Origin of the sequence: Cupriavidus sp. WS, from assembly GCF_000395345.1 — a bacterium.
Classification (GTDB): Bacteria; Pseudomonadota; Gammaproteobacteria; order Burkholderiales; family Burkholderiaceae; genus Cupriavidus; species Cupriavidus basilensis_B.
The window spans coordinates 1-13,809 of the sequence record NZ_AQPL01000122.1 but is presented as its reverse complement, the minus strand read 5'-3'; the positions used below and the strand labels follow the sequence as shown (position 1 = coordinate 13,809).

Below are 13,809 nucleotides of genomic sequence, written 5' to 3'. Positions count from 1 at the left end.
GAGCCGGTGTGGCGGCCCGCCGGCGAGCGCACCGCGCTGGACCTGGGCAGCGCCGGCATCGGCAGCATCATCTGGTGCATCGGCTTCCGCCCGGACTTCAGCTGGCTGGAAGTGCCGGTCTTCAACGGCCGCGGCTATCCCGGCCACGTGCGCGGCGTCACCGCGCAGGCCGGCCTGTACTTCCTCGGCCTGCCGTGGCTGCACACCTGGGGCTCGGGCCGCTTCTCCGGCATCGCGCGCGACGCCGAGTTCCTGGCCGGCAAGGTGATCGCCGCGCGCACCGGCGAAGAAGCGCTGGCGGCCTGACATGCACCGCGCTCGCACCGACTACGTGGCGGGCATGCCGCAGTTGTCGTACACGGGGCTGTCGGAGAACTGGCTGCTCAAGACCTGCGGCGACCTGCACTGGCAGGGCCTTGCCGCGCTGGCCGGGCAGGCCGTGCCGGAGTTCCGCGACGCCGGGGGGCACAAGTCCTACGCCGCCTTCCTGGCGATCCGCGTGCGCGAGGCCGCGCTGGAGACGATGGGCGAGCACGCGGCATTCGCCATCGACAGCGAGCTCCAGCGCGTGACCGGCGCGCGCCACCACAGCACGCACCGCGTGATGGCGGGCGAGGCGCGCCGCGCCGAGGTGACGATGATGTCCACCTTCATCCGCCGCGAGCGCGAGCGCGACAACCGCTCGGTGGTGCGCGCGGCCTTCGGCCCCGCGCCCGAGGCGCCGCTGCCCGCCGCCGCCGAGATGGCGGCGCTGGCCAAGCGCTTCCGCGCGGGCGACTGGGGCGCGCACCTCGGGCTGGCGCAGACGCTGGCGCCCGCGCGCCACACCGCCGAATACCTGCCCTGCCCGTACACCGACTTCAACGGCGCCGACCTGCTCTACTTCGCCAGCTTCCAGGCCATCGTCGACCGCGCCGAGTGGCAGTGGCAGCGCTTCGAGGAGCCGCCCGCGGTGTCGCAGCGCGACCTGTTCTTCCACGGCAACGTCAATCTGGGCGACGCGCTGGAGCTGTCGTTCAGCGCCGTGCACAGCGGCCCCGGCGGGCTGGCGCACTGGTGCGAGATCCGCCGCGCCAGCGACGGCGAGAAGATCGCCGACGTGGTCACGCGCAAGCACTGGAGAACGCGATGAGCAACGGCCACCACGGCGTGCCCCGGCGCGCCGTCTATACCGCCGCCGACCTCGACGGCATCGCCCATCTGGGCACCCTGCCCGGCGAGGCGCCGTTCGTGCGCGGCGTGCACCGCACCATGTACGCGGGCAAGCCGTGGACCATCCGCCAGTACGCCGGCTTCGCCGACGCCACCGCTTCCAACCTCGCCTACCGCACCGCGCTGGCGCAGGGCGCGCAGGGCCTGTCGGTGGCGTTCGACCTGCCTACCCACCGCGGCTACGACTCGGACCACCCGCTGGCGCAGGCGGACGTGGGCATGGCCGGCGTGGCGGTCGATTCGGTCGAGGACATGAAGCGCCTGTTCGCGGGCATCCCGCTGGAGCGGGTCTCGGTGTCGATGACCATGAGCGGTGCGGTGCTGCCGGTGCTGGCCGCGTTCCTGGTGGCCGGCGAGGAAAGCGGCGTGCCGCTGGCCCGGTTGAGCGGCACCATCCAGAACGACATCCTCAAGGAGTACATGGTCCGCAATGCGTGGATCTTCGCGCCGGCGCCGTCCATGCGCATCGCCGGCGACGTGGTGGCGTGGCTGGCGCGGCACGTGCCGCGCTTCAACGGCATGTCGATCTCCGGCTACCACTTCCAGGAAGCCGGCGCCGACCCGGTGCTGGAACTGGCGCTGGCATTGGCCAACGGCCAGGCCTACGTCGAGGCCATCCGCGCGCGCGGCATCGGCGTGGACGAATTCTGCGGCACGCTGAGCTTCTTCTTCGGCGTGGGCAAGGATTTCTACCTGGAGATCGCCAAGCTGCGCGCCGCGCGCCTGCTGTGGTGGGAGATCATCCAGGCCGCCGGCGGCACCAGCGCGCGCGCCGGCGCGCTGCGCACGCACTGCCAGACCTCGGGCTGGTCGCTGACCGCGCGCCAGCCGCTCAACAACGTGGTGCGCACCACGGTGGAAGCGATGGCCGCGGTGTTCGGCGGCACCCAGTCGCTGCACACCAACGCCTACGACGAAGCGCTGGCGCTGCCCGGCGCCGACGCCGCGCGCCTGGCGCGCGACACCCAGCTCATCCTGCAGCGCGAGATGGGCCTGTGCGAAGTGGCCGACCCGTGGGCCGGCTCCTACATGATGGAGTCGCTGACCGACGACGTGGCGCGCCGCGTGCGCGCGCTGATGGCCGAGATCGCGGCGCGCGGCGGCGTGCTCGCCGCGCTCGAATCGGGCTGGGTGCATGCCATGATCGCGCGCGGCGCCGCGCGCACGCAGGCCCGCATCGACTCGGGCGAGCAGGCCATCATCGGCGTCAACCAGTTCCGCGGGCCGGACGAGGAGCCGGCCTGCTTCATGGTGGACGGGCGCGCCGTGCAGGCCGCGCAGGCGCAGCGCCTGGCCGCGCTGAAGCAGGCGCGCGACCCGGCGGCGCTGCAGCGCGCGCTGGCCGCGCTGACGGCGGCGGCACGCGGCGGCGGCGGCAACCTGCTCGCGCTCGCCATCGAGGCCATGCGCTGCCGCGCCACCGTGGGCGAATGCACGGCGGCGCTGGAGCAAGTCTGGCCGCGCCATCGGGCCAGCCCGGTGTTCGCCGCCGGCGAATATGGCAGCGCGCGTGGCAACGCGGGCAACGCGGGCAACACGGACGCCGCCTGGGAACAGGCTTGCGCCCGCGTGCGCGCGCTGGCCGCCGGGCTGGGCCGCGCGCCGCGCGTGCTGATCGCCAAGCTCGGGCTGGACGGGCACGACCGCGGCGCCAAGGCGGTGGCCGCGGCGCTGTCCGACGCCGGCTTCGCCGTCACGCTCGGCCCGCTGTTCCAGCAGCCCGAGGACGTGGCCGCCGAGGCCGCGCGCGGCGGCTACGACGCGATCGGCATCTCCACGCTGGCCGGCGCGCACCTCGCGCTGCTGCCGCGCTTCCTGCGGGCGCTGGCGCAGCGGCAACCGGGCACGCCGGTCTTTGCCGGCGGCATCGTGCCGGACGCCGACGCGCGCCTGCTGCTCGGGCTGGGCGTGCGCGGCCTGTTCGGGCCGGGCACGCCGATGGAGGCGATCGCCGTGCGGATCGCCGACGCGGTGGCGGAGACTGCGGCGCCAGCGGCGGACACGAAACACGCGGCGCCGCCGCGCGTGCTGCACGAAAGCCTCTGAACCTGCGGTCCGCCTGACCGGGCGCGCCGCCTTCAGCGCTTGCCGCGCGCCTTGCCCGGCCGCCGTGGCGCCGGCTGCGCGTCCTCGCGGATCATCTCGATCAGCGCGCGCAACCCCGCCGGCACGTGGCGGCGGCCCGGGTAGTACAGGCTGAGCCCGTCGAACGGCGGTGTCCAGTCTTCCAGCACGCGCACCAGCGTGCCGGCGGCGAGGTCCGCCTCCACGCTCCACTCGGTGAGATAGGTCAGGCCCATGCCGTCGCGCGCCGCGTCGAGCATCAGGTAAGGATCGTCCAGCGTGAGCTCGCCCTGCACGTCCACGCTGAGCGCTTCGCCGTGGCGCGAGAATTCCCAGCGGTAGAGCGTGCCGCTCGGCAGGCGCGTGCGGATGCAGCGGTGCGCGAGCAGGTCGGCCGGCGCGCGCGGCGGCGGGTTGGCGGCGAAGTACGCCGGGCTGCCGACCACGGCGAAGCGCTGCGGCCGCCCCAGCGGCACCGCCACCATGTCCAGCGGCACGCTTTCGGCCAGCCGGATGCCGGCGTCGAAGCCGGCCACCACGATGTCGATCAGGCGCCCTTCGGTGACGATGTCCAGCCGCATCTCGGGATAGCGCCGCAGGAACGCCAGGAACAGCGGCATCGCCTGCCGCGCGGCGCCCGACGAGGTATTGATGCGCAGCGTGCCGGAGGGCGTGTCGCGGTGGCTGCCGGCCTGCTCCATCGCGCCGCGGATGGCCGACAGCGCGGGCGCGATGCCGGCCACGAACTGCGCGCCGGCCTCGGTCAGCGACACGCTGCGCGTGGTGCGGTGGAACAGCCGCACGCCGATGCGCGCCTCCAGCGCGGCGATGGCATGGCTGAGCGCCGAGGTGGAGACGCCCAGCTCGGTGGCCGCGGCGCGGAAGCTGCGCAGGCGCGCCACCGCGGCCACGCCTTCGAGCTCGCCGAGTCCGGAAGTCTGCATTGTCCTAAATCGCTCAATAGTTCGTGCGGAATTATATGGCTAGACCGGCCAATGCCGCGGGCTTATCTTCTGCCCCATGTTCCTACGCATCCTGCGCATTCCCGGAGTTCCCATGCATCGCATCGAACAGATCTACATCGACGGCGCCTTCGTCACCCCGCACGGCGAGGAATGGTTCGACCTGTACAACCCCGCCACCGCCGCGCCCAGCGGCCAGGTCCGGCTGGCCGACGCGCACGACGCGCGGCGCGCCATCGCCGCGGCCAGCCGCGCGTTTCCCGCCTTCTCGCGCACCAGCAAGGCCGAGCGCATCGAGTGGCTGCGGCGCATGCACGCCGCGGTGCAGGCGCGCGAGGACGAGCTGTTCGAGGCCATCGTCGCGGAGTACGGCGCGCCGGTGTCGCGCGGGCGCTGGATGGCGCAGCATGCCGCCAGCGTGCTGCTGGAGGCGGCCCGCGTGCTGGAGGACTACGCCTTCACGCGCCGCATGGGCACGGCGGACGTCATCATGACGCCGCTCGGCGTGGCCGGGCTGATCACGCCGTGGAACAGCAACGGCAGCTTCATCTGCGGCAAGCTGGCGGCGGCCGTGGCGGCCGGCTGCACCGCCGTCATCAAGCCCAGCGAGATGAGCGCCGTGCAGACCCGTATCGTCACCGAGGCGCTGCACGAGGCGGGCCTGCCGCCCGGCGTGTTCAACATCGTGACCGGCCGCGGCGAGGTGGTCGGCGCCGAGATCAGCGCGCACCCGGACGTGGCCAAGGTGTCGTTCACGGGTTCCACCGCGGTCGGCAAGGCCATCCTGCGCGCCGGCGCCGACACGCTCAAGCGCGTCACGCTGGAGCTGGGCGGCAAGTCGCCGGTGCTGGTGCTCGACGACGCCGATTTCGCGCAGGCGGTGCCGCTGGCGCTGCAGGCCGGCTTCATGAACAGCGGCCAGGCCTGCATCGCCGGCACGCGCATCCTGGTGCCGCGGCAGCGCCTGGCCGAATTCGAGGCGGCCGTGGTGGCGGAGGTGGCGCGCATCCGCAGCGGCGACCCGCGCGACCCCGAGACCGCCATCGGCCCGATGGTCAGCCAGAAGCAGTGGGAGCGCGTGCAGCGCTACATCCGCATCGGCATCGGCGAAGGCGCGCGGCTGCTGGCCGGCGGCGAAGGCCGCCCGCAGGGCACGCGCGACGGCTGGTTCGTGCGCCCGACCGTGTTCAGCGGCGTGCGCAACGACATGACCATCGCGCGCGAGGAAATCTTCGGCCCGGTGCTGGCGATCCTGCCTTACGGCGACACCGAGGAAGGCATCGCCATCGCCAACGACACCAGCTACGGCCTGCAGGGCTACGTGCTGTCCACGGACGCGGCGCGCGCCCGCGCGGTGGCGCAGCGCATCGAGGCCGGCCGCGTGCTGGTCAACACGCTGGCGCACGAGCCGGCCGCGCCGTTCGGCGGCTTCAAGCAGTCCGGCATCGGCCGCGAGTACGGCACCTTCGGGCTGGAAGCGTTCATGGAGCCCAAGTCGCTGCTGGGCGTGGCCTGAGCGGGCGGCGGCGCGCGCGCCTCACGCGGGGTCGCGCGCGCCCTCGGCGCCGGCCTGCCGCAGCCCCAGCCGGGTCAGCCGCAGGGATGTGGATTTTTCAAGCGTGGCACCGTCGAATGCCAGCAATTGCGCATCGAGCAGGCGCTGGATCTGCCACCAGGCGATGTGCACGTCGTGCTCGAGCGACGGCGGGTGCTTCAGTATCGCCGCGGGAATCCGCCCGCCCCAGGGATTGACCGCCAGGGTCAGCGTGGCCCCCTGGCGCATTCGCAGAAGAATCTCGTCTTTTCGCATTGCAAAGCACTCCCCGCACCCCGGTGCTGCGAAAAAAACGATTCTCCTGCGTTGCCTCGACGTGTGTCCGTCGATGGCGTGCGCGCGGCGCCGGCGAGGCGTGGCGCGCGTCACGTCTTGCGGCGTTGCGTATTGCGTATTGCATATTGGCGGCGCCGGGAGCGGAATCCCTGCGCCACGCCGCGTCTGTCCATCCCCAAAGCCGGGGAAATCATTGCCGCGACGGCCTGCGGAAGTCAAGCAAGATGCGTTCCCTGCTCGCGGATGCCGCCGCGCCGCCGCGCCATCACGCGCCCGCGCCGATCACCGAGACGTTGACCGCCACGATGCCCAGCGGCTCGCGCCCGGCGTCGCCGGCGGCGTCCGCGCCGGTCCAGCCGCGCAGCGTGTCCCGCAGCGCGTGCAGCAAGGCGCCGTTGTCCTCCGTTTCCTCATCCAGCCCCAGCAGCACCTCGAACGCGGCATCGTGCTCGCCCGCGGCCTGCAGGCGCGCGTCGAGCTCGGCCAGCACCGCGTAGACCGCGCCGGCCATCTGCTGCACGAAGCCGCGCTGCACGCCCAGCGCGACGTAGGACGCGCGGATCCACGATTCCACCAGCGTGACGAAGATCACGCCGGTTTCGTCGGCATTGATCTCGAACGCGCAATAGCCCACGGGATCGAGGTCGCGCGCGAGGATCAGGCGGTAGAACAGCACCTGCCCGCAGATCTCGTCGCTGTCCATGTCCATCTCGAAGGCCTGGCCCGGCTCCCAGTCGTCGCTGTCGAGCGCCTCGCCGCTGGCCTGCGCGCCGCCCTGCGCGGCCAGTTGCGCGCGCAGCCCGGCCAGCACTTCCTCGCGGCCCGGCGCCTGCGGCGGTTCGGTGTAGATGGCGAAGCGGCCGGCCTCGGCGCCGTCCAGGAAGCCGGCGCCCATCAGCGGCGAGAGTTGCAGCGGCAGCGGCTCCTGCAGGGCCTGGCGCAGGGTGTCGGTGTTGGTGGAAGCGGTCATGGCGTGGATAGGAAAGGAAGGGAGAAGACGCGGAAGAGGCGGAAGACGGAGAAGATGACGACGATGTGGCATTCGGAAGGCAGCGGCGAGTTTGCCACAGATACGGCACGCCGAGCCACCGCGCGGGGCGCTGTGCCACAATCCTGCACGCGGGCCGCGCCGCCCTCCCCATGAAACACAATTCCCGCCGGCGGCCGCCGGCATCACCCACCCGCGATCCCGATTCCTCCAGCCAGAAAAAGGAAGCAGCATGCCCTCCCGCCGTGAGTTCCTGAAGACCGTGCCGATCGCCCTGGCCGCGGGCCTGGCGGCCACCGCCGCCGCGCCCGCCGCGGCGGCCCTGCTCGACGAGCAGGACCCGCAGGCCGTCGGCCTCGGCTACAAGGCGGACACCCGCAAGGTCGACCAGGCCAAGTACCCGAAGCACGCGGCCGGCCAGACCTGCGCCAATTGCCAGTTGTTCCAGGAAGGCAGCAGCCCGGCCACCGGCAGTTGCGTGCTGTTCGGCGACAAGCAGGTCGCGGCGGCGGGCTGGTGCAGCGCCTGGGAACAGGGCTAGGCCATCGCCGTGAACAGCAGGCCGGCGATGCCCAGCCCCACCGCGGCCAGCGCATCGCCGGCGATCAGCCCGCCGCCCACCAGCGAGGTGGTGCTCATGTCGGCGGGCAGCGGGTCCGCCGCCGCGCGCCGGCCCGGCAGCGCGTCGACCACGCTGGCCACCACGCCGCCGGCGGCAAACCAGGCCGAGGTCGGCAGGTTGACGAAGCCGCCGAACGAAGACGCATAGGGCGAAGGCAGCAGCACCGTATCGACCAGGAAATCGAGCACGCGGCCCTTGCCGCCGGCCGCGACAAGACGCTGGTAGCCCGCGCGCGACCTGACCAGCAGGCGCAGCAGCGCGGTGGCCAGGCCGAGGCCGATCCCCAGCGCCACCGCGGTGCGCTGGTGCGGCAGGTCCTGCGCCAGCCCGCGCAGCGCGCCGACGATCTTGTAGGTCATGGCCGAGGCCCAGCGGTGCGGCTGCGCGTCGGCGGCCAGCATGGTCTGGTCCAGCGCCAGTTCGGGATAAGCGCGCATGAACAGGCGCGCGAACAGCACCGCCAGCACCGCGCCGGCGGCGATGCCGGCCACCTGGAAGCGGAACTGCACGGTGCGGTCCGTGCCCAGGCGCCAGCCGGTGGAGCGGTCCTGCTGCATGTCGCAGGCCTGGCCGGTGGACACCAGCAGCACCGTCGCGGCGATCAGCCCCACCTGCGGATCCTTCAGGCCGAGCGCCGCCATCAGGATCACCGACAGCACGAAGGCCGAGGAAATCGGGTTCTGGTCCACCATGCCGACCGAGATGCCGTTGACCATCGCGAACAGGAACACCAGCACCACGGCCAGCAGCAGGTAGCCCGGCGGCTGGCCCAGCAGGCCAGATCCCACCGCGACGATGGCCGCGCCCCAGAACACCACCCATGCCAGCAGCCGCCACGACGCGCCGCCCGGCGCGCGCGGCTGGGACGCGCGCGCCTCGCGGACCGCCCGGCCCTGCCGCCAGGCGCGCCGCAGCAGCAGCGACATGTCGACCAGCGCCGCGCCCATGATCATGCCCAGCGCGATCAGGAACGTGATCTTGCGGAACGGGTCGCCCGGCGCCAGCCAGCCGATCGAGATGAAATACGGCACCAGCGCCTGGCTCGCGAGCCCGGCCGCCAGCGCCGCCAGCCCGATGCGCGCGCCCACGATCATGCCCGCGCCGAAGGTCGAGGCCGACAGGTCCACCGCCGCCAGCAGCGCCACGCGCGCCGCGCCGACGCCGCAGGCCACGCCCAGCGCGGCGCCGCCGGCCAGCCGCGCGACCGAAAGCCGCAGCAGCACCGGATCGGTCAGCGCGCGCAGGATGTTGGCCACCGCCAGCCCGGACGGAAACGTCAGCTGCAGGCGGTCCACCAGCACCGGCGTGTACAGCATGCCCACGCCCACGCCGAACATGCCCACGCACAGCATGTACAGCATCAGCTGCCACAGCGGCGGCTCCGGCAGGCCCATCCACGTCATCGCCTGGATCACCACCGCCATCGCGCTCATGCCGGCCACCGAGGCGGCGATGGTCTGGATGTAGTTGGCGCCGTGGCGCCCCTGCGCGCCGTAGCCGTAGGTGATGGTCGAGCCCAGGATGCCGGCCAGCACCTGCCCGCCCACGAAGAAGCCGAGCGAGAAATTCATGTAGGCCGCCGCGACCCCGCCCAGCGGCCCCAGCACCAGCACCCCGACTGCGCCGAGCAGCGCGTAGTAGCCCCAACTGCCCTGCGCCGGCAGCCACTCCCAGCGGCGGCCGGCGGGCACGGCATCGCCGGGCGGTGGAACGGTGGCTTCCGTCATTGGCTTTCCCATGCGCCTTGGCGTCGGTCGGATCTGCGGAGGTGGAACGGCAACGGCGGCAACAGGGTTGGCGCCGTCACGCGGGAGATGCTGGAAGCGATGCTACCGCAACGCCGCGCGGCGGGGATGGGCGGGCTGGCGGAAAGAAGGAAAGGATGGCGGGAAGGGAATGCGGCGCGGCCGCCACGCGGTATCCGCATGGCAAAAAAATCCGGACACGTCGGTGTCCGGAAACCCATTTGCTGACTCAGATCGTGTCACAAACCTGAGACATCAAATAATAATGATTATCATTTGCCTGGTCAAGATATGTATACCCGGTCTGTCATGCGCCCGCGGCCGGTGATCGAAATGACTGGCGCCAAGCCCGAGGCGCAGTCTTTGTTTCCGTATCCACGCCGGCGCGGAACGCGACATGGCGCGCGCCATCGCCGCGCGGGTCCGGCGCCAGGCCGACGCCCTGCTGGCGATGGCGCCAGCGATCCCGCCGGTCGGCCAGGACCTGCCGTGGGCGCCCCGCTCAGGCGGTCTTGCGCTGCGCCGCCAGGTGCCGCCCCGCGTCCGGCGCCATGCGGACGTAGCCGATCAGCGAGACCAGCGTCAGCACCCCGGCGAACAGGAAGGCCCAGCGGAAATCGCCCAGCGTGAAATGCGGCAATCCGCCCGGCTGGGCCGACTCGCCGCGCAGCGCCGCGGCCACGCGCAGCGACAGCGAGCCGAACGCGATGCCCAGGCCGATGGTCATCTGCTGGGCGGCGTTCCACAGCGTGTTGGCGCCGCTCATCTGCGCCGGCGGAATGTCGGCATAGGCCAGCGAGGCCAGCGTGGAGAACTGCATCGAGCGCGTCACGCCGTACACGAACACCACGAACAGCACCAGCGCCAGCGGCATGTCCGAGGTGAGCAGCCCGCAGGCCACGATGAACACGCCGGCGAGCGCGGTGTTGACGATCGCCGTGGAGCGGAAGCCGTAGCGGTGCAGCACGGGCGTGGTGAGCGCCTTCATGCCGAGGTTGCCGACCGCGCTGGCCAGCAGCAGCAGCCCCGCGCGGAACGCGGACAGGCCGAAGCCGACCTGGAACAGCAGCGGCATCAGGTACGGCACCGCGCCGATGCCCACGCGCGTGAACGACCCGGTAATGACCGTGACGGAGAAGGTCGGCACGCGCAGCGTGGTGAAGTCGAGCAGCGGATGCGGGTGGCCCGCCGCGTGGCGCACGGTCAGCACGCCGGACAGCAGCCCCGCCGCCACGCAGCCGCCCGCCAGCGCCAGGCTGGCGCCGTCCTGGCTGGCCAGCTCGGTGCCGTACAGCACCAGCGTCAGGGTGGCGCCGCCGAGCAGGAAGCCGATCACGTCGAGCGGCTTGCGCTCGGCCGCGCGCGCGTTGCGGATCATCATGAAGGTGGCCACCAGCGCGGCGATGCCGAACGGCACGTTGAGCAGGAAGATCCAGCGCCAGGACGCATAGGTGGTGATGAAGCCGCCGATCGGCGGCCCCACCACGGGCGCGGCGATGGCCGGCCAGGTGATGGTGGAGATGGCCTTGATGAGGTCGCGCTTGTCGGTGTTGCGCACCACGATCAGGCGCCCCACCGGCACCATCATCGCCCCGCCGATGCCTTGCAGCACGCGCGCCGCGGTGAACTCCGCCAGCCCGCTGGACGCGCCGCACAGCACCGAGGCCACCGTGAACACCACGATGGCGCCGCCGAACACGGTGCGCGAGCCGTAGCGGTCCGCGATCCAGCCGCTGATCGGGATGAACACCGCCAGCGCCAGCATGTAGGCGGTCATGCCCAGGCTGAGGTCGTTCGGCCCGACCCCGAACGACTGCGCCATCTGCGGCAGCGCCGTGGCGATCACGGTGGTGTCGAGGTACTCCATGAAAAAGGTGGCGGCGACGAGATAGGGCAGGAATCTCATCGAAGACTGGCTTTGCATGGTTGTCATGGACTGGCGCGCGCGGACCGGCGGGATGCCGCCCGGCGTCGGGGAGGGTTGATCTTGGCGGCGGCCCGGGCTGGCGCCGGGGCGAAAGCGCCATGATACCGGGCATCGGCGCCGGCCGTTGCCCGCCCCGGGCGGCTCAGCGCGGCAGGTGCACCGGGTCCATGTGCGTCATCACGTCGAGCACGTCGGTCACTTCCATCGCGCGCCGGCGCGCCTCGAGGGCGATGTGGTGGCCGGCCTCCACCGTGAGCGCGCCGTCGATCTCCAGGTGCACGTCGGCCAGGACGAAGTCGCCCATCTTGCGCGTGCGCAGCCCGTGCAGGCCGTGCACGCCGGGCGTGCCGAGCATGGCCTCGCGGATCGCCGCCACGGTCTGCGCGTCCACGGCGCCGTCCATCAGGTCGTGCATGGCCTCCCACGAGAACTTCCAGCCCATGCGGCTGACCATCAGGCCGACCACCAGCGCCGCGATCGGGTCGAGCATGTGCACGCCCAGCATGTTGCCGCCGATGCCGAGCGCCACCACCAGCGAGGACGCCGCGTCCGAGCGCGCATGCCAGGCATTGGCCGCCAGCATGGCGGAGCGCACGCGCTGGGCCACCGCCAGCATGTAGCGGAACAGCAGTTCCTTGGCCGCCAGCGCGCCCAGCGCCACCCACAGCGCGATCTCCTTGACCGGCTGGATCAGCTCGGGATGCTCCAGCTTGCTCACCGCCGTCCACAGCATGCCCACGCCGACCGCCAGCAGCAGGATGCCGATGCCCAGCGAGGCGGCGGTCTCGAAGCGCTGGTGGCCGTACTGGTGGTCGGCGTCGGCGCCCTTGCGGCTGTGGTGGCTGGCGAACAGCACCACGAAATCGGAGATCAGGTCGGACAGCGAGTGCACGGCGTCGGCGATCAGCGCCTGCGAGCCGGCGAACAGCCCGGCCGCCATCTGCATGCCGGTCAGCAGCAGATTGACGCCGACGCTCACCAGCGTGCTGCGGCGCGCCTCCTCGGTCCTGGTCGGCGCGCCGGCGCCGTCGTGCGCGCCGGCCATGCGCGCCTCGGCCCTCGCGCGGCCCTCGCCGGGCCCCACGGCGCTCATCGCGCCGGCGCGGCGCAAGTCCGCCCGCGCCGCTCCAGCCATTCGAACAGCATCATGCCCGCCAGCATGGCCAGCACGAACACCGCGCCCTGCCACGCGCCGGCGCCGAGCAGCACCAGCGCCGGGCCCGGGCAGATGCCGGCCAGGCCCCAGCCCGCGCCGAACAGCAGGCTGCCGCCGACGAGGCGCGCATCGATGCCGCGCGCGCCTGGCAATCGCATCGGCAGCCCGAGCAGCGACACGCGGCGGCGCCGCGCCAGCGCGAACGCCACCAGGCCGAGCGCGATGGCGCCGCCCATCACCAGCGCCAGGGACGGGTCCCAGGCGCCGGCGAGGTCGAGAAAGCCCAGCACCTTGGCGGGATTGGCCATGCCGGCCAGGATCAGCCCGAGGCCGAACACCAGCCCGGCCAGCAGCGCCGACAACAGGGAGGACAGCGGGGAAGACAGCGGGGAAGCCACGCGCGCGGCGCCGTGGGACGCGGTATCGGGAGTCGTCATGGGCGTGGCCATCTCAAGCCCCGACCAGATGGCGGACCACGTAGACCGTGGCAAAGCCGGTGGCCATGAAGGCCAGCGTGGCCGCCAGCGAGCGCGGCGACAGCCGCGACAGCCCGCACACGCCATGCCCGCTGGTGCAGCCCGAGCCGTAGCGCGTGCCCAGCCCGACCAGCAGCCCGGCCACGGCCAGCACGCCGGTGCCGGCCTCGATGCGGATCTCCGGCAGCGCCGCGAACAGGCGCCAGCACAACGGCGCCGCGACCAGCCCGGCCACGAAGGCCAGCCGCCAGGCCACGTCCCCGCGCGCCGGGCGCAACAGGCCGCCGACGATGCCGCTGATGCCGGCGATGCGCCCGTTGAGGAGGATGAACAGCGCCGCGGCCAGCCCGATCAGCAGGCCGCCGGCCAGTGCCGGCAGCGGCGTGAAATGCGTCCAGTCGATTGTCATGATGGTCTTGTGGGGTTCCCGGCCCGCCGTGCCGCGGATGGTGCCGGTGCCGCCGGCCGCGCGCCGCCCGGCGCCGATGCGACGGTCGATGCCGCGGTCGACGGGATAGTCGATGCGGTAGTCGATGGGATAGTCGATGGGATAGTCAATGCGACATCAGCACAGGAATCTCTGCTTGCCGCATCAGCGTGCGCGTGGTGCCGCCCGTGACCAGTTCGCGCAGGCGCGCGTGTCCGTAGCCACCCGCGACCAGCAGGTCGGCCCGCAGCTCGCGCACCGCGCCCAGCAGCAGCGGCCCGGGCCGCTGGCCGCCCGGCGCGGCATGGATGGCGGCCACGATGCCGTGGCGCGCGAGGTGCTCGCACAGCGCGGCCGGCGCGGCATGCGGCTCGGGCGCGCAGCCGTCGGCGCCCGGCG

The 13,809-nt window shown here is 72.5% G+C and carries 13 protein-coding genes and 1 pseudogene; 5 read left to right on the top strand and 9 right to left on the bottom strand.

Annotated elements, in window-relative coordinates; genetic code table 11:
• The 3 genes and pseudogenes from K206_RS38025 to scpA form a co-directional block, all read left to right on the top strand.
• Positions 1–306: pseudogene (locus K206_RS38025) on the top strand (FAD-dependent oxidoreductase); the annotation flags it as partial.
• Between the two features lies 1 nt (position 307).
• Entirely contained in the window at positions 308–1,132 is an 825-nt protein-coding gene (locus K206_RS0111150; protein ID WP_020202494.1) for a Pnap_2097 family protein, read from the top strand.
• Positions 1,129–3,258: a methylmalonyl-CoA mutase gene (gene scpA / locus K206_RS0111145; RefSeq protein ID WP_020202493.1), complete on the top strand. Its 2,130-nt coding sequence runs from the start codon at positions 1,129–1,131 to the stop codon at positions 3,256–3,258. Before K206_RS0111150 ends, scpA begins: the two co-directional genes overlap by 4 nt.
• A 32-nt stretch (positions 3,259–3,290) precedes the next feature.
• On the opposite strand, the gene K206_RS0111140 is transcribed toward scpA, so the two are convergent.
• Entirely contained in the window at positions 3,291–4,220 is a 930-nt protein-coding gene (locus K206_RS0111140; RefSeq protein ID WP_020202492.1) for a LysR family transcriptional regulator, read from the bottom strand.
• 112 nt (positions 4,221–4,332) lie between these two features.
• On the opposite strand from K206_RS0111140, the gene K206_RS0111135 reads away from it, so the two are divergent.
• Positions 4,333–5,754, top strand: coding sequence for an aldehyde dehydrogenase family protein (locus K206_RS0111135; RefSeq protein WP_020202491.1), 1,422 nt, complete (start codon positions 4,333–4,335; stop codon positions 5,752–5,754).
• Positions 5,755–5,775: 21 nt separating this feature from the next.
• On the opposite strand, the gene K206_RS0111130 is transcribed toward K206_RS0111135, so the two are convergent.
• Positions 5,776–6,048: a hypothetical protein gene (locus K206_RS0111130; RefSeq protein WP_155888032.1), complete on the bottom strand. Its 273-nt coding sequence runs from the start codon at positions 6,046–6,048 to the stop codon at positions 5,776–5,778.
• Positions 6,049–6,334: 286 nt separating this feature from the next.
• Complete coding sequence (locus K206_RS0111125) at positions 6,335–7,039, bottom strand: hypothetical protein (RefSeq protein ID WP_020202489.1); 705 nt, start codon at positions 7,037–7,039, stop codon at positions 6,335–6,337.
• Between the two features lie 250 nt (positions 7,040–7,289).
• Here K206_RS0111125 and K206_RS0111120 point away from each other — a divergent pair, with 250 nt between their 5' ends.
• On the top strand, positions 7,290–7,598 hold the full coding sequence (locus K206_RS0111120; RefSeq protein ID WP_020202488.1) for a high-potential iron-sulfur protein: 309 nt from the start codon (positions 7,290–7,292) through the stop codon (positions 7,596–7,598).
• Here the strand turns inward: K206_RS0111120 and K206_RS0111115 are convergent.
• From K206_RS0111115 to K206_RS38020, 6 genes are all read right to left on the bottom strand, one after another.
• Positions 7,595–9,406 carry an OPT/YSL family transporter gene (locus K206_RS0111115; RefSeq protein WP_020202487.1) on the bottom strand — a complete coding sequence of 604 codons (1,812 nt, stop codon included), beginning with the start codon at positions 9,404–9,406 and terminating at the stop codon, positions 7,595–7,597. The genes K206_RS0111120 and K206_RS0111115 overlap by 4 nt on opposite strands.
• A gap of 520 nt (positions 9,407–9,926) precedes the next feature.
• A complete protein-coding gene (locus tag K206_RS0111110; protein WP_369796877.1) occupies positions 9,927–11,348 on the bottom strand; it encodes an MFS transporter in 1,422 nt (473 codons plus the stop codon).
• A 145-nt stretch (positions 11,349–11,493) separates the two neighbouring features.
• Positions 11,494–12,396 carry a cation diffusion facilitator family transporter gene (locus K206_RS0111105; RefSeq protein ID WP_052165857.1) on the bottom strand — a complete coding sequence of 301 codons (903 nt, stop codon included), beginning with the start codon at positions 12,394–12,396 and terminating at the stop codon, positions 11,494–11,496.
• A 44-nt stretch (positions 12,397–12,440) separates the two neighbouring features.
• Positions 12,441–12,944 (bottom strand): DUF6691 family protein, encoded by a 504-nt coding sequence (locus tag K206_RS0111100; RefSeq protein WP_020202484.1) that lies wholly within the window; start codon positions 12,942–12,944, stop codon positions 12,441–12,443.
• 13 nt (positions 12,945–12,957) lie between these two features.
• Complete coding sequence (locus K206_RS0111095) at positions 12,958–13,392, bottom strand: YeeE/YedE family protein (RefSeq protein WP_020202483.1); 435 nt, start codon at positions 13,390–13,392, stop codon at positions 12,958–12,960.
• A gap of 145 nt (positions 13,393–13,537) precedes the next feature.
• On the bottom strand, positions 13,538–13,809 hold a 272-nt coding region (locus K206_RS38020), incomplete at its 5' end, for a universal stress protein (RefSeq protein ID WP_043366262.1).